Consider the following 25,365-nt stretch of genomic DNA (forward strand, 5'->3'; position numbering starts at 1 on the left):
GCGCTTGCCGTGTACGCGTTGATCCTGTCGATCGTGGTCCTTCGCCATCCCATTGCCCATAAATCAGTCTTTTTTCGTTTCCAGCTTTTTGACATCGATAGGGCGGCCACCCATCCAGCCGCGCAGGTCGCTGTAGAGATGGTCGAACAACCCGCCGATTCCGCGTGCGCCGACCATCAGCACATGTGACAGCCCGCGTAGCGGCGTGTCCTGCTGGCGTCCTTCGGCCCAGCCCATCCAGGCATCGGCGCGTGCGAAGGTGGTTTTGACGAACTCGTATTCCTGCTCGCGCGAGAGCTCCGCGAAACGCAGCCCGACGCGGCCAGGCGCCGTAAAACCGACCGTGGCCGGGAACGCAAATTCTTCGTCGCCGCGAAACAGCGACACGCTCACGCGCTCGTGCATCGGCACCTGGATGTTCTGCGGCAACGCCACGCCCACGCCGCCTTCCGAATAGTCGATGGTCTCGCAGGCGAGCGTGCGCCCCGTGGAGAACTTGAGCATCACCGGCATTTTCATGGCGACCCGGTGCACCGCGCGAATCTGCCGGCGCTCGCTCGCGGCGGCCACGCTCGCGCCGAGGATCAGCATGTTGTAGCCGGTCCACGCGAGGTTCAGGACGGTGGTCTGCACGACGCTATGCAGGTTCCAGTTCAGGTAGATGTGCACGACGCCGGCGATGAAGCCCACCAGGTTGAGCAGCAGCAGGAACAGGTACGGCCGCGAGATCGCCCAGTCGAAATAGTTCTTTTCGATCTGGCCGCCTTTGGCCGTCACGTTGAACTTGCCGAGCTTCGGGTTGATCAGCGCGAGCAGGGTCGGCGCGGTGATGTAAGAAGCCAGCACCGACTCGTACACTTCGGCCCAGAACGAATGGCGGAACAGGCGCTGCATGCGCGAATTGGTGATGCTCGCGTGCATCATGTGCGGCAGCGCGTAGATGGCAATCGTGCTGGCCGCGGCTTCGATCACGTGCGCGCCGAAGAACAGATAGGACAGCGGCGCCGTCAAAAACACCAGACGCGGGATGCCGTAGAAGAAGTGCATCATCGCGTTCAGATAGCACAGGCGCTGGCCGATTTTCAGGCCCTTGCCGGTCAGCGGATTGTCGATCCGGAAGATCTGCGTCATGCCGCGCGCCCAGCGAATCCGCTGGCCGATGTGGCCCGACAGGCTTTCGGTCGCGAGCCCGGCCGCTTGCGCGATGGCCAGGTAGGCGGTCGTATAGCCGAGCCGGTGCAGCTTGAGCGCGGTGTGCGCGTCTTCGGTCACGGTCTCGACCGCAATGCCGCCGATCTCCTCCACCATGCTCCGGCGCAGCAGTGCGCACGAGCCGCAGAAGAAGGTGGCGTTCCACAGGTCGTTGCCGTCCTGCACGAGGCCGTAGAACAGTTCACCTTCGTTGGGCACCTTGCGGAAGGTGCCGAGGTTGCGTTCGAACGGATCGGCTGAGAAAAAATGGTGCGGCGTTTGCAGCATCGACAGCAGCTTGTCGCGCAGGAACCAGCCAAGGCCGACCTGCAGAAACGAGCGGGTGGGGATGTGATCGCAGTCGAAGATGGCGAGGTATTCGCCGTTGGTGATCTTCAGCGCTTCGTTGATATTGCCGGCTTTCGCGTGCCGGTTATGCGTGCGGATGGTCCAGTGCACGCCCACTTCTTCGCAGAAAGCCTTGAACTCCGGACGACGGCCATCGTCGAGCACGTGAATGGCGAGCTTGTCGGTGGGGTAGTCGAGCGCGAGCGCGGCGAAGATGGTCGGTTTGACGACGGACAGCGGTTCGTTATAGGTGGGGATGAAGACGTCGACGGTCGGCCATTCGTCGCGCGAGGCCGGCAAGGGCATCGGTTCGCGCTGCAGCGGCCATGCTGTCTGGAAGTAGCCGAGCAGCAGCACGATGGTCGAATAGACTTCGGCTGAAACCAGCAGCAAACCCCAGGCGGCATCGAGCGGATGCTCCCAGTAGGTCGTGGCGGTCAGACGCCAGAACATGTAGCGGCCCGACGCGACCACCGACAGCATGATCATCACGAGCGTCGCATAGCGTCCCTGCAGGCGGCGAAACAGCAGTGCGCAGATGAAGCAGCAGGTCGCGAAGGTCAACTGCTCGTAGAACTCCAGCGGCACGGTGAACACGAAGTACAGCATCGTCAGCGCGAAGAGCGTCAGGACGATCACGACCGGCATGCTGCTCCACAGCCGCGCGTCGACGAAACGTTCCAGCCTGGAAGGCGCGCTGTCGGTTTCGATACCGGGCGATTGCCGCGTGCTCATGCAACACTCCGAGGCGAAACGGCGCTCGCGTCGAGGCGCGCCATCAGCCATTGTCCGCAGGCGCGGAAATCGGCGGCGGCCTGGCTGAGCGAATCGTAGTGGATCAGCGTGGTGTCGCAGGCAAGCGATTCGCTGACGCCTTCATCCTGATGAATCACCCCCGGAAACAGCTTGTCGCCCAGCAGATGACGCAAGACCTTGAGCACGTCTTTGGCGAGCTGGCGCGACTGGTCGACCTGATTGATCACGTAGCCCTCGCCGGCGAAGTCGGCGCGCGGCGCGGCGTACGTTTCAATCATCCGTTCCATCTGCGGGATCGCCGCGTATGACGCGGCGTCGGCCAGCACGACGTTCAGCGCGAAGCCTGCCGCGCACAGCGCGGTGCGCGTGTAGACCGACGAGCCCGGCGGTGTGTCGATGATCACGATGTCGGAGGCGTCGAGCCCGAGGCTGTCGAGCGTATTCGCGAGCCACCTCGGATCGTGATCCAGATGCGCTTCGAAGCGGCGCCGGTCGTCTTCGAGGACGGCGCCGTACGGCAGCACGGTCACACCGTCGACACCATCGAACATCACCGATCTCAAGGCATCGCCGCTCAACGTGGCGCGCGACAGGCCGTCGATACTGTCGAGCGGCACGCCGAAATGCAGACGCAGCGCGTTTTGCGGATCGAGATCGAGCGCGATGACGCGCCGGCCGCTCGTCGCCAGAACGGAAGCAAGATTAGCGGCGAGCGTGGTCTTGCCGACGCCGCCCTTCGCGGATACGACCGCAATGACTTTCATGAGCGGCGCGGGCCGTTCGACAGCCACGCATGAGGCGCGGCGCCAGCAGCGCTGTTGTCAGGCGTGTTGGCCGTACCGCGCAGGCGATCGAAGACGGAATGCAACGCCACGCCTTCGCTGCCGCTCGCCTGGGCGGGCGGTGTACCCGACGCGGCGGCCGTGAAGAGCTTGCCGAGAATGGATGGCGCATGGCTGGCCGCTGCCGCTGTCGCCGCAATGGGGGCTGCCGGCGCGGTCTGTGCGGTCTGTGCCGTCCGTACTGCGGATGCTGCTGGCGTGCTCGCCCAGCCTGGCGCGGCAGCGGGCGCCGCAGGCCGCGGCGCAAACGAGGGCGCAGCGGGCGGCGCGGACGCACGCACAGGCTGCGCGCCGGGCACCGCCGCGGCAGCGCCGGACACCGGCGACGTAAGCTCAACTGACTCCGCGTGGCCGCTGGCCGGTGCGACCGGATCAACGAGATCGGCCGGCGCGGCAAAGCGATCGGCGCCACGCGGTTCGTCGGCTTTCATGGTGTTGGCAACTGGCGGAATATTGCGTCGATGCGCGCGCGCGAAAAGCGGCGCCTTGGCGCGCGCATCGCGCGTGTCGGCTGCTTGAGCCGCTTGAGCCGCTTGGGCCGCGTCAGCAGGCGTTGCGCCGGCACGTTCGTCCTTCGCCTGTGCGCTTGCGTCGCGCGGTGCCGTGTGGGGATCGCGCCGTTGGGCAACCGCTGGAATGGGCGGCTGTGTCAGGTCGAGTGTGACGAGAAGCGGCCAGCGTGTGCGCGCGCTGCGCGCCTCGTTCTCGCGACCGATTTCCTGGTAGTCGCCGGCGTTGCCGCCAAAATGTCCGAAGAGTGTTTCGATGTCGCTGGAAGGACTCATGTTGCCGCCGTCTTGTTCATATCTTCTTGCCCCTACCTGCTTACACAGCCGATAACGGAAGAACCATTACGCAGAAGTACCTATGCCGGATATCGGCCGAGCCGGAATTCCAGCTTGGCGGTTGCATCGAATTCGCTTGCCTGCGCGACGGACAGCCCGTCTGCGCCGAGTGCGCTGAGCCAGCTCTGATACGCACCTTCGAGGAATGCCGGCGTCCAGCTCAGGGCCGCGTTGCCGAACGCCTGGAGCGGCGCGCAGTAGTGCTCGATGCGCAGGTATTGCGCCTCATCCGACAGTTCGACGTAGCCCCAATCCTCCTGCTGCCAGACCGCGTTCAACGCTTCTGCGAGATCCGCGGTGGAGGCGCAGGCCGGTAAGGCATGCGCTGCCGCATAACGGCAGCCGATCCGATACATCAACTGACGCAGTTCACCGTGTCCGATCTGCGCTTCAAATTCTTCTGCCAATGCAGTGAGCAAACCGCGCCATTGAGGAGATATCTGGCGAGCAAGCAGGTAGTCGAGAATTGGGACCATATTTTCCGAAAGGATGACCGTTCGTTAAAACCGTAGTGGCACGGGTGCGTGAAAACGGACATCTGAAATACGTTGCCGGGTAGACGCGCGTTGCACGCGCCCGGCGGTGACTGTTATGCGTTCTGCTCGATCCAGTGTGACCCGCCGCCCCTTTACGCGCAGTCTACTGAAGAGAATAACTTTTCGCTACCACCGGACGCTTCCGGGTTATATGCCCTTACGCACGTTTCGCGACATCAGATGCAATTCAAACGCGAAAATTTTTCCGATGCATTGCGCGTGGCCTTTTATCAAGGGCACCTGCAAGATTCGGTAAACGTAAAACCGTACGCGCTTTTGCGTCAGCTGGCCGCAGGTAGCGGCTTGCGCAGGTGTTGTGCGCCTGCATCAGTGTGTCCGGCATAACTTACTGATGGACGCCAATCGTTTGCCGATTCTTTTTGGTTGACGATGCAACCGTTGCTTCGCATTCTGGTGTGAAATACGGCACCTCAATGGCCGCTCGCGTCAATGCAACGGTTAGCGGGTTTTGTCTCAACCGTCGTCATAACCGTTCGTGCGCCGGATCGTTCCGGTTTGCACCTTACTCCGCGCATGCTCAACCCAGTCAGTATTCTCGTTGTGACCGTGCTGTCCGGCCTGATGGCGGCCGCGGTGCTCGGATCGTTGCTGCCGGCGGCCATCCCGGGTCTCGGCTTGTGGATCGGGGCCAACGTGCTGGCCATGGTGTCCATGCTGCTGTATGCGACCCAGGGGCATGCGTCGCCACTACTGTCCATATTGACGGCGAACCAGCTGCTGGCGGTATCGCTGCTGCTGGTGCTCGAAGGCTGTCACCGTTTCATGGGGCGCGGCACGCATCCGGTGGATGGCTACGTGGGTGCCGTCGCCGTGTTCGCCGGTATCGTTTACTGGACCTTCGTGAAGCCGGATTTCGACGCGCGGGTGGCGGTCGTTTCGGCATTCCATGGCTATCTGTACGCGTCGCTCGCGTGGATGATGCTGCGCAGGCGGCCCTCGGACCGTCCGGCTTACGGTTATTACTTCGTGGCCGTCACGGCGCTGCTGCTATGTGTCGGTCATCTGGCGCGCGGCATGCTTTACGGCACCGGGCAATTGACGCAGACCAGTCTCCTGCAGGTCACACCGGTCAATATTGCCTTCATGGGCATCGGCATTCTGGCGTTGCCGTGCGTGTCGATCGGCATGGTGATGCTCGCGCACGATCGTCTCGCCCAGCGTCTCGAGCGTCTTGCCAATGTCGACGATCTGACCGGTGCGTGGGGGCGGCGCGCCTTTCTGCTGAAAGCGCAAACCATGCTCGATATGTCGGCGCGCAGCGGGACGCCGGTCGCGCTCGCCATCATCGACATCGACCGGTTCAAGCTGATCAACGACACCTGCGGCCATGCGACGGGCGACTCGGTATTGACGCACTTCGCGTCGTTCGTCGAGGGTCAGCTTCGAGCCGGAGATGTGTTCGGGCGGCTGGGTGGCGAGGAATTCGGCGTGCTGTGCCCGCGTACGACAGTCTCCGAAGCGGCAGCCATGCTGGAGCGCTTGCGCCAGCAACTGGCCGAACGCGGTGGTCCCGCCTTGCCTGGCGTGTCGAAATACACCTTTAGCGTCGGCGTCGACCAGCACCGCCTGGGCGAACCGTTGTCCGCGCTGATGGCGCGGGCGGACGCCGCGCTTTACGCGGCCAAGGCTTCGGGACGGGACCGGGTGATGCGGGCGCTTTAAAGCCGGCATGTGGCGAGCTGCGCGCGGAGGCCCGTAAGACAGGCCGCGCAGAAGAGCCGGCGGACCGACCAGCGGGAAGGGCACCAGGAGGAAAAGCGGGAGCTGCGCGGCGGGCTTCGGTTAATTTTGTTAAGTGGGAGCATTAATATTTGTCAGACAGATGCCGTTATACATGGGCAAAGTGACGGAGCTGGACTGATTTCTATCAATATGCTTTCCATCCCAACGCAACACATGACCGATGCCCATTTGCGTCACCGCTTCCACCGCCGCTCGCTAGAACAGCAACGGCCGCTTTCGACGGTTACGATGGCCTTTACGGTAGTGGCCGCCCTGGCATTCGTGCTGGCGCGCAGCCTGGTCGCGGGTCCTACCGTTGCACTGCCTTACCGTCTCGCCTGCATCGTGTGCCTGGCGCTGCTGGTCGCGAGTATCCGCAAGGCGCACAGCACCTTGCTGTTCGGCGCCGTCGGCGTGGCCTATGTGCTGGTGCTGCTGCTCGACATCGGGTTGAACCTTTATGGTCTCGAGCAACCGCTGTTGTGGGCGCTGCCCGCGCTGCTCGTCATTCCGATCTGCGCCGGGCCGCTCTGGCTGACCCCCGGTCATTTCCTCGTCGGCACCTCGCTTTTCTATGCGGCAGGCATCCCGCTGCTGTTCAGGGAGCCGCACGTCCACGACGTGAACGTGGTCGCCTGGCTGTGGGTCGTGATCGGCCTGCCCACGGCGGCGGTGTTTCACCTGGGCTTTTACTGGTTCAGACGCGATCATTTTCTGCTCGAAAACCGCCTCGCGGAGCTGGCCGCCACCGATCCGCTGACCGGCCTGCAAAACCGCCGCGCCTTCATGGAGCAGGCCGAGCGGCGCCTCGCCGCGCTCGGTGCCGAAGCGCGCGTGTGCGCCATCTTCGTGGATATCGACTACTTCAAGTCGCTCAACGACCAGTTCGGCCATGCGATCGGCGATCAGACCTTGTCCGAAGTCGCGCAGATGCTGATGGACCAGACTACCGCGCAGGACAGCGTGAGCCGGATCGGTGGTGAGGAGTTCGCCGTGTTGCGGCCGGAAGGGCTGACTTCGGCCATCGCGCTGGCCGAACGCCTGCGCGGCGCGATTTCGGGCATCGCGCGTCCCGACGGCTACGTGACGGCCAGTTTCGGCGTGGCCGAGCACCGTGCGGGTGAAAGCATCATGGCTCTGCTCGACCGCGCCGACGAAGCCTTGTTGCGCGCCAAGCATTCCGGCCGCAACCGCGTATGCGCCGAGCGCGCGATGTCGTTCGATCCGCTGCAACTGTTCGCCAGCGGCGCGCTCGGCGATGCGTCGCAAGCCGTGCGGCCGCGTTGGGACGACTATTACCTGATGTCGCACTTTCAGCCGCTCTACAGCCTGTCGCATCAGAAGCAGGTCGGCTTCGAGGCACTGCTGCGCGGCGAGCAGGCCGACGGCACGCTGGTGCCGCCCGTAGTGCTGTTCGCGCCACGCCCGCTCAGTGACGAAGGCGCGCTCGACCGCGCCAGTCACGTGGTGCACCTGAGCAATGCGCGCTCGCTGATTCCGAGCGACGCGTGGATCTTTCTCAACATCCTGCCTGCCACTTTCGTGGCCGACGGCTATGCGGACCAGCTGGCCGGCATCGTGCGCTCGGCACGTCTCGCGCCCGAGAAGATCGTGCTCGAAATTCTGGAGTCGCATGGCGGCAGCGTCGACGATATGTCGAAGGCGGCGGCGCGTTACCGCGAACACGGTTTCCTGATCGCGGTGGATGACTTCGGCGCGGGCCAGTCGAATCTGGACCGGCTGTTCCGGATCCGGCCGGATTTCGTGAAGCTCGACGGCGAACTGATCCGCGCGACGATTCCGGGCACCCAGCAGTCGATCCTGCCCAAGCTCGTGTCCTTGCTGCATCAGGCCGGCATGCTGGTGGTCGTCGAAGGGGTGGAGACGACCGAGGAACTGATTCTGGCGGTCGAATCGAACGTCGACTTCGCGCAGGGCTTTTTGCTGGGGCGTCCCGCCGCCGAGATCGCGCCGCCGGACTCGGTCAACCGGCTGATCGACCAATCATTCGATGTCATCGCGCAAGGCCGCGCGCATCTGCATGCGATGTTCGAAAGCGAGCTGCAGCCGTACCGCGCGGCGCTGCGCAGCGCCGCCGACGCGCTGATGAACGGTGTCGCGATGGAACACGCCTTCGCGGAACTGGCGCACAAGGCGCTGTGCATCAGCTGCTTCATTCTGGATGACACAGGGCGCCAGATCGGCCATGAGATTCCCGGCCGGGCGGCGGCGCACGACGGCGAGTCGCTGCAGCCGGTGGCGGACCCGCGCGATGCGCGTTGGGATCATCGTCCGTATTTCAGAAATGCGGTGTTGCTGCCGGGCGTGCCGGTGACGAGCAACCCTTATCTGTCGCTCGCGAGCGGGCGGCCGTGTATCGCGGTGACGGTGGCGATCCAGTCGCCCGAGCGCCGTCTGGTGGTGGGCACAGAACTCGACTGGTCCGCCCCCCATCTGCCCTGGCCGGCCAGCGAATAGCCCCGACCCTCAACGGGCCCGGCTCGAGTTGGGCGGCTGGGTCGTGCCGCGCACGACGAGTGTCGGCGCGGAGGTCACGTCCATGCGCGGTGTTGCACCGGCTATCGCCCGTCCGCGAGGCGACGCTTCGATCAGTTCGCGCAGTAGCGAGACCGCCAGTTCTGCGGCTTCCACGGTCGGCACGGCGACCGTGGTCAAGGCGGGACGCGATTCTTGTGCGAGCTGAATATCCGTGATGCCGGTCACGGAGAGATCCTCGGGCACGCGCAAGCCGAGATCAGCGGCGGCGTGCAGCACGCCGAGCGCCGGAAGGTCATTGGTGGTGAAAATCGCCGTGAGTCGCGGGTCCGCTTCCAGTAGTGCGCGCGCTGCGCGATAGCCGCCCTGGGTCGTGTCGGGCGCGTGAAGAACGGGGGCGTGGGATGGGTCGAGACCGGCGGCCCGTAGTGCGTCCAGAAAGCCTTCGTAACGCGCGGCGTGAATACCCGACACCTTGCTGCCGACAATCGCCCCAATCCGGCGATGCCCCAGTTCCAGCAGATGCTGGCCGGCCAGTTCGCCGGCCAGCCGGAAATCGACCGCCACGCATGGCAAACCCGGCGACTGGTTGGGCCGCTCCCACATGCACAGCACGACTGGCGCGCCACGCGCCTCCGTCTTGTGCAGATCCGCGAAGTCGAGATTGGCGTTCATCACCAGCACACCCTCGGAGAGCGTGCCGGCGATCTGTTCGAGGTACGCGCGGCCCATCAGCGGATCTTCGTTCGTATTGCAGATGATCAGGTACTGGCCGCTGCTGCGCGCGGCGCGCTCGACCGCCAGCGCGAACTCCGGATAGAACGGATTGGCGATGCTCGACACCATCAGCGCAATGGTCGGCGCGCGGCCTTCGGCGAGGGCGCGTGCGGCCAGGTGCGGCTGATAGCCGAGCGCTTCGACAGCGGCGAGCACCCGCTGGCGGGTCTGTTCACCCACCCGGCCGCGATTGCGCAGCACGTTCGACACGGTGGCAGGGGTGCAGCCGGCGCGGCGCGCGACTTCGTTCAAGGTTGCCATCACAGATTCACTATTTGGGACGATTTCTCAAGATTTGCGTCCGGACGTAAGCCACGGCAACATTTGCCGCATAGACCTAGACGAATCCGGAGACACTGCAAGCCCATTGATCGCGCGCGGTCAATTTTTTTCGGCTTCGCAGGTTAAGCGCTTAATCTCCGAATTTGACGCGATTAAATCACGGAGACGAGGCAATGGCGAGCATTTCGTTGAGAGGCGTCCAGAAATCGTACGGCGATGGCCCCGCGGTCATCCGCAACGTCGATCTGGAAATCGGCGAGAACGAGTTCTGCGTGTTTCTCGGGCCGTCGGGCTGCGGTAAGTCCACCTTGCTGCGGATGATCGCCGGTCTCGAAGACGTCACCGACGGCGACCTTTCCATCGGCGGGCGTATCGTCAACGACGTGCCCTCGGCCCAGCGCGGCGTGGCGATGGTGTTCCAGAGCTACGCGCTGTTTCCCCACATGTCGGTGTTCGAGAACATGGCCTTCGGCCTGAAGCTCGCCAAAACCCCCAAAGACGAAATTGACCGCAAGGTGCGCGAGGCCGCGCGCATCCTGCAACTCGAAGCGCTGCTCGAACGCAAGCCCAAGGCGTTGTCCGGCGGGCAGCGGCAGCGGGTGGCGATTGGCCGCGCCATCGTGCGCGAGCCGGGCGTGTTCCTGTTCGACGAGCCGCTTTCCAATCTGGATGCGACCTTGCGTGGCCAGACCCGCGTGGAGATCGCGCGTCTGCACAAGCAGTTTGCCAGGGCGAGCGTCGTTTACGTGACGCACGACCAGATCGAGGCGATGACGCTGGCCGACAAGATCGTGCTGTTGCACGCCGGCAAGGACACCGAGCGGTTCGGCAGCATCGCGCAGATCGGCGCGCCGCTCGAGTTGTATCACCGTCCGAACAGCCGCTTCGTGGCCGGCTTTATCGGCTCGCCACGGATGAATTTCCTGCCGGCGCGCGTGACGGCGATCGACGCATCCGGCGTCGGTATCAGGCTCGATGCCGGCAACGAAACCGTACGCCTGAAGGTCGACGGCACGGGTCTGAGCCTGGGCCAGGCGGTGACCTTCGGCGTGCGGCCCGAACATCTGGAACTGGTCGACGCCACGTCCGCCTCCCAGGATGCCGTTCTCACGCGCACGGTTTCGCTCGTCGAACAACTGGGCGAGCACAGCTACCTTCATCTGGACGAGGCCAACGGCGCCGTGCTGGTCGCCAAGGCGCCCGGCGATACACGTCTGAAGCAGGGCGATCGCGCCAGCTTCCGTGCGCCCGCATCAGCCTGTCACTTGTTTACCGAGGACGGCCTGGCCGTCGCTTCTCTCGAACCCGTCGAACACTACGCATAAAGGATCTTCGAATGCGCCTTGGAGTCTGCTATTACCCGGAACACTGGCCGGAATCGATGTGGGAAGACGATGCCCGCCGGATGAAAGCGCTCGGTATCGAGCAGGTGCGGATTGCCGAATTCGCATGGAGCCGGATGGAACCGTCGCCCGGCGAATACGATTGGGGCTGGCTCGACCGTGCCGTCGACGTGCTCGGCGCGGCCGGCCTCAAGGTGGTGATGTGCACGCCCACCGCGACGCCGCCGAAGTGGCTGATCGACCGCCATCCGGACATTTTGCCGGTGGGCGCCGATGGCCGGCCGCGCGGATTCGGTTCGCGTCGCCATTACGACTTTTCGTCGCCGTCGTATTTCGCCGCGTCGCAGCGCATCTGCACGGCGGTCGCCGAGCGTTACGGCAAGCATCCCGCGGTGGCGTACTGGCAGACCGACAACGAATACGGTTGTCATCAGACGGTGGTGAGTTATTCGCCGGCGGCGGTGGAGCGGTTTCGCGAGTGGCTCAAGGCGCGCTACCAGACCGTTGACGCATTGAACCGCGCGTGGGGCACGGTGTTCTGGAGCATGGAATACCGCAGCTTCGACGAGATCGACGCGCCGGTGGCGACCGTCACCGAGGCGCATCCGTCGCACCGGCTCGATTACCGGCGCTTTGCCTCGGATGAGGTGGCGCGCTACAACCGCATGCAGGTCGAGATCATCCGCGCGCATTCGCCGGGGCGCCCGGTCGCGCACAACTTCATGCAGCTTTTCACCGAGTTCGATCACTACAAGGTCGCGGCGGATCTGGACGTGGCCAGCTGGGACAGCTACCCGCTCGGCGCGCTCGAAGAGCAGTGGTTCGCGCCGGAGTTGAAAGCGAAGTGGCTGCGTACCGGTCATCCGGATTTCGCATCGTTCAATCACGATGTCTATCGCGGCATGTCGAAGCTGCCGTTCTGGGTGATGGAGCAACAGCCTGGGCCGGTGAACTGGGCGCACTGGAATCCCGCGCCGTTGCCCGGCATGGTGCGGCTGTGGAGCTGGGAAGCGTTCGCCCACGGCGCGGGTTGCGTGTCGTATTTCCGCTGGCGCCAGGCGCCGTTCGCGCAGGAGCAGATGCATGCCGGTCTGAACACGCCGGATAACCGCCTGGACATGGGCGGCAGCGAGGCGGCGCGGGTGGCTGAGGAGATTCGCGAGGTGCTGTCAGCCACCGCGGATGCGAATGCCAACATCCGCTCGAAGGTCGCACTGGTCTACGACTACGAGGCGAAGTGGCTGTTCGAGATTCATCCGCAGGGCGCCGACTTCCACTATCCGCGCTTCGCGTTCGAGTATTACTCGGCGCTGCGTGGCCTCGGTCTGGATGTGGACGTGGTGCCGGTCGATGCAGCGCTTGACGGCTATCAGATGATCGTGGTGCCGCCGCTACCGGTGGTGCCCGTGGGTTTTGCAGAGCGGCTTGCGCAATCGGGCGCGCAGGTCGTGCTCGGTCCGCGCACGGGTTCGAAGACCGTTGATCTGCAGATCCCGGCCGGCTTGCCGCCGGGTTCGCTGAGTTCGGTGTTGCCGATGCGCGTGTGGCGCGTCGAGTCGTTGCGGCCCAATGTCGCCGAAGCGGTCCGGCTGACCGGCAGTGCGAATCTCAACGATGGCTTCGGGCGGCACTGGCGCGATCTGCTCGACACCACGGCTACGGCCGCGTCGGGCCCAGCGGCGCCGGAGGTGCTCGGACGTTTCGCGGATGGCCATCCCGCGTATGTTCGCAGCGGCGCGATCCATTACCTTGCGAGCCTGTTCGACGACGCGCTGACGGCTCGCCTGTTTGCGCAGATTGCGCGTGAAGCCGGGCTCGATGTGACGGCGGTGGGCGACAGCATTCGCATCAGCAGGCGAGGCGGCCTGACCTATGTTTTGAACTACGGCGACGCGATTCATACGCTCGCGGACATCGACGCGTCGGCGTTCGTGATCGGCTCGCGCGACATCGAACCGCAAGGCGTGGCGGTCTACCGCGGCAGCTGAGGACGCACGGCAATCCTTTTAAGGCAGCACCCTGGCAGCATCGACAACGACGTAAAACCAAGGAGACAGGCATGACACTCAAACTACGCAAGATTCTGCTTGCCGTGGCGCTGACTGCGGCTAGCGCGGCGGCATCGATGGCGGGCAGCGCGCAGGCCGGCACGCTCGCCATCAACATCGCGTTCAAGGGCGCAAGCCAGCGCGCGGTCTGGCAGGAGGTCGTCGATGAATTCAAAAAGGCCCATCCCGGCACCGACGTGAACGTCTCGTTCATCGATGAGGAAGCCTACAAGGTGCAGCTGCCTGGCTGGCTCACGACAGTCGCGCCCGACATCGTCAACTGGCACGACGGCGAACGGATGGCGTATTACGCGCAACGCGGCCTGTTCGAGGACCTGAGCGGCGACTGGGCGAAAAACGGCTGGAACAATACTTATGCTTCGACGAAGGAAGCGTCGTCGTACAAGGGCAAGCAATACGCCGCGCCGACGGTGTACTACTCGTGGGGCATGTTCTACCGCAAGGACCTGTTCCAGAAGGTCGGCATCGCGAGCGAGCCGAAGACATGGGATGAATTCCTCGACGCCTGCAAGAAGCTCAAGGCCGCGGGCATTACGCCGATTGCCGTGGGCGGGCGCGATGCGTGGACGCTGGCCGGCTGGTTCGACTATCTGGACCTGCGCCTGAACGGCAATGCGTTCCATCAGAAGCTGATGGCGGGCGAAGTGCCGTACACCGATCCGCGCGTGAAGAAGGTGTATACGACGTGGAAGCAGCTGATCGACAACGGCTACTTTATCGATAATTCGCTGTCCTACGATCTGGACGCCGCCCAACCGTTCCTGTTCCAGGGCAAGGCCGCGATGATGCTGATGGGCACGTTCATCACGGGTGGTTTCCCGGCGAACGTGAAACCGGAGATGGGGTACTTCCAGTTCCCGATCATCGACGCGAAGGTGCCGACCGCCGAAGATGGTCCGGTGGAGTCGCTGCACATTCCGTCGAAGGCGAAGAACAAGGCGGACGCGCACGCATTCCTCGCCTTTGTCGAGACGCCGGAGATTGGCGCGAAACTGGCGACCGGTCTCGGCTCGTTGTCGGCGAACAGCAAGTCGCCGGAACCCGAAGATCCGATCTCGAAGATCGGCTTTCAGATTCTTGCCAACACGAAGGGCGGTATTGCGCAGTTCTACGATCGTGACATGACCAAGGAAATGGCCGACGAAGGCATGAAGGGCATGCAGCAGTTCGTGTCCGATCCGTCGAAACTGGACGACGTGCTCGCGCAACTCGAGCAGACCCGTCAGCGGATCTACAAGAAGTAAGCGCCACAGGCGAGGGCGGTGAGTGCTTGCCGCCTTCGCCGAACCAGGCTGTGACCCGTATCGATCAGGAGAATCGCCGTGCTTCACTCCGTCAGCCGTCGTTCGATTCCTGGGGACGCCAATGGGCCAGACGGTGCCGCGCAGTCCGGCGCCTCCCGTCTCGCGTCAGCGCGCCGTCCGTCACCCACGGCGCGCCGCCAGCAGCGTGCGGCTTTCCTGTTCCTCGCGCCGGCATGTGTGATGGTCGCGATCTATGTGGTGTGGCCGATTCTCTCGACCATACGCATCAGCTTTTTCAACTGGGACGGCATGACCGATCCGGGTTTTGTCGGACTCGCGAATTACATTGAGTTGTTCCATACGGCGACCTTCTATACGGCGCTGAAGAACAACCTGATCTGGCTGGTGCTGTTCCTGCTGGCCCCGCCGATGGGGCTCGCCGTCGCGCTGTACCTGAACCAGGCGGTGGGCGGCATTCGCATCGTCAAGTCGCTGTTTTTTGCGCCGTTCGTGCTGTCGGGCGTGGTGGTCGGGCTGATCTTTTCATGGTTCTACGATCCGACTTTCGGGCTGCTCGCGCTGATGCTGGGGCACGGTGTGCCGGTGCTCGGCGACCCGCATTATGCGAGCTTCGGCATCATCTTCGCCGCGCTGTGGCCGCAGACGGCTTACTGCATGATTCTGTATCTGACCGGCCTGACTTCGTTGAATGGCGAACAGGTCGAGGCTGCGCGCATGGAAGGCGCACACGGCTGGTCGATGCTGTGGCATGTGATCCTGCCGCAACTGCGGCCGACCACCTTCATGGCCATTGTCGTGACCGTGATTGGCGCACTACGCAGCTTCGATCTGATTTCGGTGATGACCGGCGGCGGTCCGTTCGAAAGCTCGACGGTGCTCGCGTATTACATGTACGACCAGGCGATCAAGTATTACCGGATCGGCTATTCCGCGGCGGTGGCGGTGGTGCTGTTCGCGATCATGCTGGTCTACATCGTCTATCACCTGCGGCGGATGTTGCGCGCCGAGCAATAAGGAGCCCGTCATGTATCCGCTGCCGATTGCCAAATGGAAACCCACGACGCGGCGTCTGTACAAGCTGTCGTTGCCGGTCGCACTGCTGATCTGGCTACTGCCGATGATCGCGGTCCTCGTGACGTCAGTGCGTTCGTCCGACGAACTGAGCGAAGGCAACTACTGGGGCTGGCCGAAGCACTTCGCGATGTGGGACAACTACCGCGACGCGCTCACCACGTCGCCGATGTTGCATTACTTCTGGAACAGCGTCCTGATCACGGTACCGGCGGTGGTGGGGTCGATCACGATGGCGGCAATGGCGGGCTTTGCGCTGGCGATCTACCGGTTTCGCGGCAACAGCACGTTGTTCGCCACTTTCGTGGCGGGCAATTTCGTACCGGTGCAGGTGTTGATGATTCCGGTGCGCGATCTGTCGCTGAAGCTGGGTTTGTTCAACACGGTGGGCGCCTTGATCCTGTTTCACGTTTCGTTCCAGACCGGCTTTTGCGCGCTGTTTCTGCGCAACTTCATCAAGCAGCTGCCGTTCGAGCTGGTGGAGGCGGCCCGCATTGAAGGCGCGAACGAGTGGACGGTGTTTTTCCGTATCGTGCTGCCGCTGATACGTCCGGCGCTCGCGGCATTGGCCATTCTGGTGTTCACCTTTGTGTGGAACGACTACTTCTGGGCGCTGTGTCTGACACAAGGCGACGCGGCCGCGCCGATTACAGTGGGTGTAGCGGCATTGAAAGGGCAGTGGACCACGGCGTGGAATCTGGTGTCGGCGGGTTCGATTCTCGCCGCGTTGCCTTCGGTCGCGATGTTCTTTGCCATGCAGAAGCACTTTGTCGCCGGACTGACGTTTGGAGCGACGAAAGGCTGAATCTGGATGGTCGTACCGTGTTCTCCTCCGAGAGGGTTGCCCGCGTCAGCGGGCTTTTTTTTGTGTGGCCGTTCGACATTGTCCGTTTGGCTGATCTGGTGTTCAGATTTGAGGTGGCTATAGAATAATAAGCTATCCGAACAAAACAAGGTAATGTCGAAGATCGAAGTTCAAGCTGTTGATGTCTCGCCAGAGGCCGCGCAATGCTGCCGGAAAGTCTTCTGCCGCGGAATTCCGTGGGATCTGACCCATCTCGATCCACCCGCGTTTAAGGTTGATCCCGGTCTCGGTAGCGACGTCACGGTACTCGTGCTGTTTTCGTGTCACTGCTTTTCGCATAGCCTCCGGCGGGACGCACGACCGTCTCACGCCATACCTGTCGATGAGATTTATGACGATGGCAAAGAGCGTCGCGTCCTGAACGTCAGCCGCTACGAATTGTCCCGCCGCTATTTGCGGAATATCGTTCACAGTCTTTTCAGTCGACGAATCACCGTTGCTGACCATAGACAACCCAACTTTGTCACGCTGGAGAACATAGGCGCTGATGGAACAACCTCTCTGTACGCGGTTTTCCTTGAAGTAAAGCGAGACAGAAGCCGCAGGCGCCGCCTCGTGCTCCGCGTCCAATCGGCATATGTGCGGGACAACGGACTAACGAAGCGTCAGGCAAAGGCAGGAAAGGTCGTATTCGAGACCCTCCTGCGCGCAACATACCTTGGCAAAAACATCCGCAGCTAAAGGAACGCACCAGGAACGGTAAGGTGGGGATGCAGAAAGACCAACGGCCACCTTTCGGTGGCCGTCGTATGCGGGGCTCTCTATCTGCCTTTCGACAGAACTCCCACTCCAGGTGGGACCCGGTATCCCGGGCGGCACTACGTTTTTCGCACCCGCTCGTACGTAGTATTGAAGGCCGAATGTTACCTCCTGGTAAGTGCCAGGTCAACTCGTCCGCATGACCGCTTCCGCACGACCATGCGCCTCGTGTCCATCAGCGCAATTTCCCGACATTTAAGACCACGCGATTCCACAGGCTGACTAATATCAATGAGTCAGATGTACGGATTCCGCTAGTGCCCTACCTCAGGCTTTGCTGTTCCAACGCATCGCGGCGCCGGTCGGCGCTGCGCTCAATCAAGAAGGCAGACCATGAACAAACTCACTACTGCATTTGGTGCACCCGTCGTCGACAATAACAACACCCTGACCGCCGGTCCGCGCGGCCCCGCGTTGCTGCAAGACGTCTGGTTTCTCGAGAAGCTCGCGCACTTCGACCGCGAGGTGATCCCCGAGCGCCGCATGCATGCGAAAGGATCAGGCGCATTCGGCACGTTCACCGTGACGCATGACATCACGAAGTACACACGAGCGAAAATCTTCTCCGAAATCGGCAAGCAGACGCCTATGTTTGCGCGTTTTTCCACCGTCGCCGGCGAGCGCGGCGCGGCCGATGCCGAACGCGACATTCGCGGCTTCGCGCTCAAGTTCTATACGGAAGAGAGCAACTGGGACATGGTCGGCAATAACACGCCCGTGTTCTTCATGCGCGATCCGCTGAATTTTCCCGACCTGAATCACGCCATCAAGCGCGATCCGCGCACCGGCCTGCGCAGCGCCGAAAACAACTGGGACTTCTGGACGCAATTGCCCGAAGCGCTTCATCAGGTCACCATCGTGATGAGCGATCGTGGTTTGCCGAAGTCGTTCCGGTACATGCACGGCTTTGGGAGCCACACCTTCAGTTTCATCAGTGCAGCCAATGAGCGGCATTGGGTCAAATTTCATTTTCGTACACAGCAGGGTATCGAGAACCTGACGGACGCCGAGGCCGAAGCGCTGGTCGGTAAAGACCGCGAGAGTTCGCATCGCGACCTGTACGAGGCCATCGAACGCAAGGAGTTTCCGCGCTGGACGTTCTTCGTGCAGATCATGCCGGAGAAGGACGCGGCGACGTATCACCTGAATCCGTTCGATCTCACGAAGGTCTGGCCGACCGGCGACTATCCGCTGATCGAGGTCGGTGTGGTGGAACTGAACCGTAATGCCGAGAATCACTTCGCGGATGTCGAACAGTCGGCGTTCAATCCGGCCAACGTCGTGCCCGGTATCGGTTTTTCACCGGACAAGATGCTGCAAGGGCGGCTCTTTTCGTATAGCGATGCGCAGCGTTATCGCCTGAGCGTCAACTTCAACCAGATTCCGGTGAATGCGCCGAAATGCGCAACGCACAGCTATCACCGCGACGGCTTGATGCGTGTCGACGGCAATCGCGGCGGCACCACCCCGTACGAACCGAATTCGCGCGGCGAATGGGTCGATCAGCCTGACTTCAAGGAACCGCCGCTCTCGCTCGAAGGCGCGGCGGACCATTGGAACCATCGCGTCGACCAGGACTATTTCTCGCAGCCGGGCGCGCTGTTTCGCAAGATGTCGCCGCAGCAGAAGCAACTGCTGTTCGACAACACCGCGCGGGCCATTGCCGGCGTGTCCAAACCGGTTCAGCAGCGGCATATCGACCACTGCACTCAAGCGGACCCGGCATACGGCGCGGGGGTGGCGAAGGCGATTCTGGAGCATGAGCAGGCCGCTCGCGGGTAAGCGGCGAACCAGAGGCGCATGACAAGCTGCCAACAAACTGCTGACAGGCGGAATGGATTGATATGAGGCGCCTACGACTCGCTCCGTTTGACAGGCGCGAGTCGAAGGTGTCTTTCATTGCCGTTTGAGGCATCCGATCGCGAAGCTCGCAACGAGCGCCGCTTTGAGCACGCACTCGATCAACGAGAGCGCGAACAGTTCATGCGAAATCGTGAATTCGAACGGCAGCGACGATGCCACCGCAATCACACTCGATCCGCACAGAAACACGAACAGCGGACGGGCGTAGGACAAGCCAAAAAATGCGGCGGCACCCGCGCCGAGCAGCACGCATTTGGAGAGCAGCAGTGCGATGATGCGCGCCACCCCATCGGAGGGTCCGAACTCCCAGGGCGTTTCCAGGATCGACCACAGGCAAACCAGGCCGATCGCCACGCGCATGGCGTGCCAGACCGGCGGCGCGTGGCGGGCCCGCTGCAACGGCAGGGCTGGCGTCTGTGGGTCCGGCGCCCCGTCGATGTGCGCGTGCTGGATCGGCTCGCCCCATGACTTTTCGATGTTCATGAATTGCTCCGTCATCGGCCTGGTGTTGATTCAGTCTGTGTGATATCAGACGGTTACCCAAGCAAATTTTTGCTATCGCGACGCGCCGGACCGCTCAAGAATTCAACAGGGTCGGGGATGGATCACCGCAGCAACCGTCCGACGCGCGCTCGAACTTCGGGCAGGCTCGCCGTCGCGCAATTGCGCGGCAGAGTAAAATTTCGCTAAATCAATTATTTAAATCCATTGATGGTCCATTCGACCCTGGTTAGACCGACTGCAAGCGAAGTCGGAATGACTGCGCGGGCGCTCCTCGATGCGCTGGTGCCGCTGATGCAGGACCTCTCGCGCGATCTCACCGACAGCGAGCGCTACCGGCGCCTGCTCAGCAGTCTGCGCACGCTGTTTCCCGGCGATGCCGCGGCGTTGTTGCGTCTGGACGGCGATACGCTGGTGCCGCTCGCCATCGACGGCCTGAGCAGCGACACGCTGGGGCGCCGCTTTCGGGTCAGCGAGCATCCGCGCTTCGCGCAACTGCTGTCGCAACCCGAGCCCACCCGCTTCGCCGCGGACTCCGATTTGCCCGATCCTTACGATGGCCTCGTGCAAGGGGTCGACGGGCAACTGGAAGTACACGATTGCCTTGGCTGTCCGCTGTTGATCGGCGGCCGGCCCTGGGGGCTGCTCACGCTCGATGCGTTGGACCCGGCGCGTTTCGACAGCATCGATATGGCATCGCTGCAGGCGTTTCTGAGCCTCGCCGCCGCGACGGTCAGCGTGGTGGAGCGTATCGATACGCTGGCGCGTACCAGCGACGAAGAGCGGCGCCGCGCGGAAGCGTACCGGCAGGCGAGCGGCCAGAGCCGCCGCGAAATGGTCGGCAGCAGCAAGTCGCACCGGCACTTGCTGGGAGAAATCGAAACGGTAGCTGGCAGTGACCTGACCGTGCTGATTACGGGCGAGACCGGCGTCGGCAAGGAACTGGTGGCCAACGCAATTCACGCGCTGTCGGCGCGCGCGAACAAACCGCTGATCAGTTTGAACTGCGCGGCATTGCCGGACACGCTGGTTGAAAGCGAACTATTCGGCCACGTGCGAGGCGCGTTTTCGGGCGCCTCGTCCGATCGACGCGGCAAATTCGAACTCGCCGACGGCGGCACGCTCTTTCTGGACGAAGTGGGGGAACTGCCGCTCACCGTGCAGGCAAAGTTGCTGCGTGTGCTGCAAAACGGCCAGTTGCAACGGATTGGCTCGGATCATGAACACAAGGTGGACGTGAGACTGATTGCGGCGACCAACCGCGATCTGGCTGAAGAAGTACGCGCGGGCCGCTTTCGTGCAGATTTGTACCATCGGCTGAGCGTTTATCCCTTGCGTGTTCCGCCACTGCGGGAACGGGGACGCGATGTGCTGTTGCTGGCGGGTTTTTTCCTCGAAGAGAACCGCTCGCGGCTGGGCCTCCTGAGCATGCGTCTGGCCGCCGACGCGCAAGCTGCCTTGCTGTCCTATGGCTGGCCTGGCAACGTGCGTGAACTCGAGCATCTGATTGGACGAAGCGCGCTCAAGGCGCTGGCGGCCAATCGCGAGCGCCGCCGGATTCTCACGTTGAGCGCCGCTGATTTCGCGTTGTCCGGCGTCACCCCGGCGCAAGGCGACGGGTTGCAAACACTCGCGCCGGAAAATCCGCAGCCTGACTTCCGCAGCGCCGTGACGGCGTTCGAGCGCACCCTGGTTAGCGACACGCTTGCGCGCCACAACCAGAACTGGGCTGCGACGGCGCGCGAGCTGGGTCTGGATCGCGCGAATCTCAACCGGCTGGCAAAGCGGCTCGGGTTGAAATGATGCCGCGCGTGAACGTCGCTCGGGTCCGTCTCAAGCCGGCATCTTGCGAAAAGCAATTGCGAGGCGGTTCCAGCCGTTGATGGCCGAAATCAGCAAGGTCAGGTCGACCAGCTCCTGTTCGGTGAAATGCGGCTTGACCGCTTCCCAAACCGCATCCGGCACATGGGTTTCGGATACCAGCGTGACGGCTTCAGTCCATTCGAGCGCGGCACGTTCGCGCTCGGTGAAGAAGGGCGTTTCGCGCCAGGTGACGACGCTGGCGAGCCGCCGGTCGGTTTCGCCGCCTTTACGGGCATCCGTCGTGTGCATGTCGACGCAAAATGCGCAGCCGTTGATCTGCGACGCGCGCAGGCGCACCAGTTCCGCCAGCGATTTTTCGATGCTGCTCTTGCCGATAAACTCTTCGAGCCCCAGCATGGCCTTGATCGCGTGCGGGCTGGCTTTGTAGAAGTCGAGACGGGATTGCATGATGGTTTCCTCAGGCTTGGTTGATGCGCCGGGCGGCGCGACATGAGTAAGATTAGGCGCATCACTGGCTTTCTGAAATAACCAATTTCTGGAATTTTGAGGGTACCGGTAGCCAGTGCGCAGATGCCTGATCACACGTGCCTAGACGCCTTTGCGCAGGAGCCTCGCGATCCGCTGCAGCGCGGTGTCGATATCCTGCGCATTCATGCCGCCGTAGCCGAACAGAAGTCCGTGGCGCGCCGGCTCGCTCACATAGAACACCGAAATGCCGTAGAGGGCGACGGATGCGTCGTGCGCGGCCGCAATCAAGGGAGCTTCCTCCACCCCGTCCTTGAGCCGCGCGATCAGGTGGATGCCCGCGGAAGGCACGACGGGCTCCATCCAGCGGGCGAGGTCGCCATGCAGATGCGTGAGCAGGACCTTGCGGCGCGCCTCGTAGTGCTTGTGGACACGCCGCAGATGTTTGGCGAAGTCGCCATCCAGCATGAAGCGGGCGAGGGCTGTCTGGGTCAGCGTGCAGGTGTGCCAGTCGCCGATCTGTTTGGCCTTTTGCAACGCCAGATTCAGCGAGCGCGGCGGCACCACGTAGCCCACCCGCAACTCAGGGAAAATCGTCTTCGAGAACGTGCCGACGTAGGCGACGAGGCCGGCGCGGTCGAGACTCTTCAGCGATTCCATTGGCCGTCCTTCGAAGCGGAATTCGCTGTCGTAGTCGTCCTCGAGAATCACCGCACGACTGCGCTGCGCCCATTCGAGCAGCTCGATGCGCCGCTCGAGACTCATCGGCACACCGAGCGGAAACTGGTGCGACGGCGTGACATACACGAGGCGCGCATCGCGCGGCAGGCTGGCTGTCACGATACCGTGCGCATCCACCGGCACGCTGACCACCGTTGCGTCTTGCGCGGCGAACAAGGCCCTGGCAGGCGGATAGCCGGGGTCTTCCATCGCGACGATATCGCCCGGCTTGACGACGACGCGCGCCAGCAGATCGAGCGCCTGCTGCGCGCCTTGCGTGACGATCACGTCCTGCCAGTTACACAAGACCGCCCGGCTAAACGCGACGTAGCGCGAAATGGCGAGGCGCAGTTCCTGTTCGCCGCCCGGCTCGCGATACTCGCCGCGGCTGCGCGCCTGGACCCGCAATGCGTGGTTGATGCAGCGGCGCCAGGCGTCGAACGGAAACTGGGTTTTGTCGGTCACGCCGCCGCGAAAATCGAAGGGCAGGGCGGCGCGCAATTCCGGCATGCCCAGCGCGTCCGGAACCTCGGCCCAGATCGAGCGCGCGGCCGCCCGGTCCGTGCCGGCCGCGGCTGCATCGCCGGGAGCGATCTCATCGAGCGCGTGAGCGGCCTCGTGCGGTACGCGCACGAGCCCTTCGGCGACGAAGGTGCCGTCGCCGGGATGCGAGCGCAGATAGCCTTCCGTGACGAGCCGCTCGAACACTTCGAGCGTGGTTTTGCGCGATACGCCGAGCTGGCCGGCAAGATCGCGGGTCGACGGCAAGCGTTCACCGGCCACCAGCCGACCGTCGATGATGCCCGCGCGCAATTGACGATAGATCTGGCCCGTCAGATCCTGACGGCCATGCAGACTGATGTGCATGTCCACGGCACTGGCTACCTTGAATGAAGGAGAGTCCTTCATTCTGGCATGCCAGCCGTGTTTATCTCTGATCTCACGCGCGCCGACAGACAGGCCGTGCAAGGTGTGGAAGTGTTGGCGTGAGAGAACCGGCAAGGCAAGCGCGAGGCACAGGTCTTACAGAATGAAGCCGCGGCGAACCCGCGCGCCCGGACGCCGGACGCCGCGGCCGGGCGAAAAACTCAGCCCGCCAGTTTCGCCGCGATTTCGGCAACGTGCTTGCCCTGATAGCGCGCGATCTCCAGCTCGTTTTGCGTGGGCTGGCGGCTGCCGTCCGTGTTGGCGAGCGTGGTCGCGCCGTACGGCGTGCCGCCCGTGACCTCGTCCATCTTCATCAGCCCCGCGCATGCGTACGGCACGCCCACGATCACCATGCCGTGATGCAGCAGCGTGCTGTGAAACGACGTGATGGTGGTTTCCTGGCCGCCATGCTGGGTGCCGGTCGAAGAAAACACGCTGCCAATCTTGCCCACCAGTCCACCTTTCATCCACAAGCCGCCGGTCTGGTCGAGGAAGATGCGCATTTGTCCCGCCATATTGCCGAAACGCGTCGGCGTGCCGAAGATGATGGCGTCGTAGTTGCCCAGTTCGTCGGTGGTGGCCACGGGTGCTTTCTGATCGAGCTTGACGCCGTGTGCCTTCGCCTGATCGGCAGGAATGGTTTCGGGAACGCGCTTGATCGTGACCTCGGTGCCGGACACCGAGCGCGCACCTTCGGCCACCGCGTCAGCCATCGTTTCCACGTGACCGTACATCGAATAGTAGAGAACCAGTACTTTCGCCATGATGACTCCTTGAGTGAGAGTGTTCTTCAGTCCGCTTGTTGCTCAATCCCCGTAGCCGCCGCGGGGCGCGTGCGGCTGGGGACCTGTTGCGAGAGAGGGCACTGCTACGGCTGGCCTGGGCAATCGTTCGACGGGGTTTGACGGCACCTCCAGTGTGTATGGCAGACGCTGTTGCTAAGCAGTCTGCATGTTTTGTATGACACGAGGGCAATGGAAAACACACGCCGCCCTGGAATGGGCGTGGTGCGTGGCGAGCACGACGGCGGCGCGCGAACTTAACAATAGCATCCCGAATGCGTGCTTGCCGGGTAACTGCGCGGCCGCTGGCGGGGCAACAGGCTCCTTCATCCTGTTGTCAGGAGCTTTCGATGACGGTCTGTGTTCCTGCACTGTTGCCTGCCATCGCGGCCGATGGCGTCAGGCGCGTTGCCGCCGCTTGTGCACGAAGCGCCAGACGCTGCTCACCGCCAGCGAGCCCACACCGAGGCCGACGCCGAGCAGCACGATCGAGCTCATGTGGTCGCGCACCACCGGCACGTTGCCGAACAGATAGCCGGCGGCGACCAGCAGCACGATCCACAGCGCGGCGCCGGCGACGACGAACGACACGAAGCGCGTGAAGGTCATTCGCGAGACGCCTGCGACAAAAGGCGCGAAGGTTCGTACGACCGCAATGAATGGCGACAGCAGAAAGGTCAGGCCGCCGCGCGCCTCATAGAACGCGTGGGCTTTGAGCAGCGCGTGCTTGTCGAGCCAGCGGTATTGGGCGGTGTAGACCTTCTCGCCAATCGCCCGGCCAATCAGAAAGTTGACGATGCTGCCTGCCACCGTCGCGGCAAACAGTACAGGGACGACGAGCCATACGTTGAGGGCGCCGGTGGCGGCAAAGGCGCCGCAGATGAAGATCAGCGGGTCGCCCGGCAGAAAGAACAGCGGCAGGAAGCCGATTTCCACGAACACGATTGCGAACAGCATGCCGTAGACGGCCGTGCCGTATTGCGCGATCAGGCCGCCGAGGTTTCGGTCGACATGCAGGGCAACCTGCAAGAGGTGCATCAGATCCATCGGGCATCAGGGGAGTTCAAAGGTTTCGGCAGTGTAGTCCGGCGGGAG

The 25,365-nt window shown here is 63.0% G+C and carries 20 protein-coding genes; 10 read left to right on the plus strand and 10 right to left on the minus strand.

The features are described from left to right. Positions 1–63 precede the first annotated feature (63 nt). The 4 genes from bcsA to bcsD form a co-directional block, all read right to left on the minus strand. On the minus strand, positions 64–2,274 hold the full coding sequence (gene bcsA, locus VGH41_RS07000; protein ID WP_331596626.1) for a UDP-forming cellulose synthase catalytic subunit: 2,211 nt from the start codon (positions 2,272–2,274) through the stop codon (positions 64–66). Then, positions 2,271–3,059, minus strand: coding sequence for a cellulose biosynthesis protein BcsQ (bcsQ, locus tag VGH41_RS07005; RefSeq protein WP_331596627.1), 789 nt, complete (start codon positions 3,057–3,059; stop codon positions 2,271–2,273). The genes bcsA and bcsQ overlap by 4 nt, the downstream gene beginning before the upstream one ends. After that, entirely contained in the window at positions 3,056–3,922 is an 867-nt protein-coding gene (bcsP, locus tag VGH41_RS07010; RefSeq protein ID WP_331596628.1) for a cellulose biosynthesis protein BcsP, read from the minus strand. Before bcsP ends, bcsQ begins: the two co-directional genes overlap by 4 nt. Positions 3,923–4,002: 80 nt before the next feature. Beyond that, a complete protein-coding gene (gene bcsD / locus VGH41_RS07015; RefSeq protein ID WP_331596629.1) occupies positions 4,003–4,458 on the minus strand; it encodes a cellulose biosynthesis protein BcsD in 456 nt (151 codons plus the stop codon). A gap of 594 nt (positions 4,459–5,052) precedes the next feature. On the opposite strand from bcsD, the gene VGH41_RS07020 reads away from it, so the two are divergent. Beyond that, positions 5,053–6,201: a GGDEF domain-containing protein gene (locus tag VGH41_RS07020; RefSeq protein ID WP_331596630.1), complete on the plus strand. Its 1,149-nt coding sequence runs from the start codon at positions 5,053–5,055 to the stop codon at positions 6,199–6,201. Between the two features lie 210 nt (positions 6,202–6,411). Further along, positions 6,412–8,739: a bifunctional diguanylate cyclase/phosphodiesterase gene (locus VGH41_RS07025; protein WP_331596631.1), complete on the plus strand. Its 2,328-nt coding sequence runs from the start codon at positions 6,412–6,414 to the stop codon at positions 8,737–8,739. Between the two features lie 9 nt (positions 8,740–8,748). Here the strand turns inward: VGH41_RS07025 and VGH41_RS07030 are convergent, their stop codons facing one another. After that, on the minus strand, positions 8,749–9,795 hold the full coding sequence (locus VGH41_RS07030; protein WP_331596632.1) for a LacI family DNA-binding transcriptional regulator: 1,047 nt from the start codon (positions 9,793–9,795) through the stop codon (positions 8,749–8,751). A 194-nt stretch (positions 9,796–9,989) separates the two neighbouring features. Between VGH41_RS07030 and VGH41_RS07035 the strand changes: the two genes are divergently transcribed. The 7 genes from VGH41_RS07035 (at position 9,990) to VGH41_RS07065 (ending at position 18,970) form a co-directional block, all read left to right on the plus strand. Further along, positions 9,990–11,141, plus strand: a complete 1,152-nt coding sequence (locus VGH41_RS07035; protein WP_331596633.1) for a sn-glycerol-3-phosphate ABC transporter ATP-binding protein UgpC — start codon at positions 9,990–9,992, stop codon at positions 11,139–11,141. 11 nt (positions 11,142–11,152) lie between these two features. Further along, positions 11,153–13,147: a beta-galactosidase gene (locus VGH41_RS07040; RefSeq protein ID WP_331596634.1), complete on the plus strand. Its 1,995-nt coding sequence runs from the start codon at positions 11,153–11,155 to the stop codon at positions 13,145–13,147. Positions 13,148–13,218: 71 nt separating this feature from the next. After that, a complete protein-coding gene (locus tag VGH41_RS07045; protein WP_331596635.1) occupies positions 13,219–14,472 on the plus strand; it encodes an ABC transporter substrate-binding protein in 1,254 nt (417 codons plus the stop codon). A gap of 78 nt (positions 14,473–14,550) precedes the next feature. Continuing rightward, complete coding sequence (locus VGH41_RS07050) at positions 14,551–15,507, plus strand: sugar ABC transporter permease (protein WP_331596636.1); 957 nt, start codon at positions 14,551–14,553, stop codon at positions 15,505–15,507. Between the two features lie 10 nt (positions 15,508–15,517). Further along, positions 15,518–16,369: a carbohydrate ABC transporter permease gene (locus tag VGH41_RS07055; protein ID WP_331596637.1), complete on the plus strand. Its 852-nt coding sequence runs from the start codon at positions 15,518–15,520 to the stop codon at positions 16,367–16,369. Between the two features lie 153 nt (positions 16,370–16,522). Further along, on the plus strand, positions 16,523–17,110 hold the full coding sequence (locus tag VGH41_RS07060) for a hypothetical protein (RefSeq protein WP_331596638.1): 588 nt from the start codon (positions 16,523–16,525) through the stop codon (positions 17,108–17,110). Positions 17,111–17,521: 411 nt separating this feature from the next. Continuing rightward, on the plus strand, positions 17,522–18,970 hold the full coding sequence (locus VGH41_RS07065; RefSeq protein ID WP_331596639.1) for a catalase: 1,449 nt from the start codon (positions 17,522–17,524) through the stop codon (positions 18,968–18,970). Positions 18,971–19,084: 114 nt separating this feature from the next. On the opposite strand, the gene VGH41_RS07070 is transcribed toward VGH41_RS07065, so the two are convergent. Beyond that, positions 19,085–19,534 (minus strand): hypothetical protein, encoded by a 450-nt coding sequence (locus VGH41_RS07070; protein ID WP_331596640.1) that lies wholly within the window; start codon positions 19,532–19,534, stop codon positions 19,085–19,087. Positions 19,535–19,762: 228 nt separating this feature from the next. Here VGH41_RS07070 and norR point away from each other — a divergent pair, with 228 nt between their 5' ends. Next, positions 19,763–21,355, plus strand: coding sequence for a nitric oxide reductase transcriptional regulator NorR (norR, locus tag VGH41_RS07075; RefSeq protein ID WP_331596641.1), 1,593 nt, complete (start codon positions 19,763–19,765; stop codon positions 21,353–21,355). A gap of 30 nt (positions 21,356–21,385) precedes the next feature. Here norR and VGH41_RS07080 read toward each other — a convergent pair whose 3' ends face one another. The 4 genes from VGH41_RS07080 to VGH41_RS07095 form a co-directional block, all read right to left on the minus strand. Beyond that, complete coding sequence (locus VGH41_RS07080; RefSeq protein ID WP_331596671.1) at positions 21,386–21,823, minus strand: carboxymuconolactone decarboxylase family protein; 438 nt, start codon at positions 21,821–21,823, stop codon at positions 21,386–21,388. Positions 21,824–21,964: 141 nt separating this feature from the next. Next, positions 21,965–23,434, minus strand: a complete 1,470-nt coding sequence (locus VGH41_RS07085) for a PLP-dependent aminotransferase family protein (RefSeq protein WP_331596672.1) — start codon at positions 23,432–23,434, stop codon at positions 21,965–21,967. A 215-nt stretch (positions 23,435–23,649) separates the two neighbouring features. Further along, positions 23,650–24,252 carry an NAD(P)H:quinone oxidoreductase gene (wrbA, locus tag VGH41_RS07090; protein ID WP_331596642.1) on the minus strand — a complete coding sequence of 201 codons (603 nt, stop codon included), beginning with the start codon at positions 24,250–24,252 and terminating at the stop codon, positions 23,650–23,652. Positions 24,253–24,669: 417 nt separating this feature from the next. Next, positions 24,670–25,317, minus strand: a complete 648-nt coding sequence (locus tag VGH41_RS07095; RefSeq protein ID WP_331596643.1) for a VTT domain-containing protein — start codon at positions 25,315–25,317, stop codon at positions 24,670–24,672. Positions 25,318–25,365: the final 48 nt, after the last annotated feature.

The sequence above is a fragment of the Paraburkholderia sp. genome (genome assembly GCF_036488795.1).
GTDB lineage: Bacteria > Pseudomonadota > Gammaproteobacteria > Burkholderiales > Burkholderiaceae > Paraburkholderia.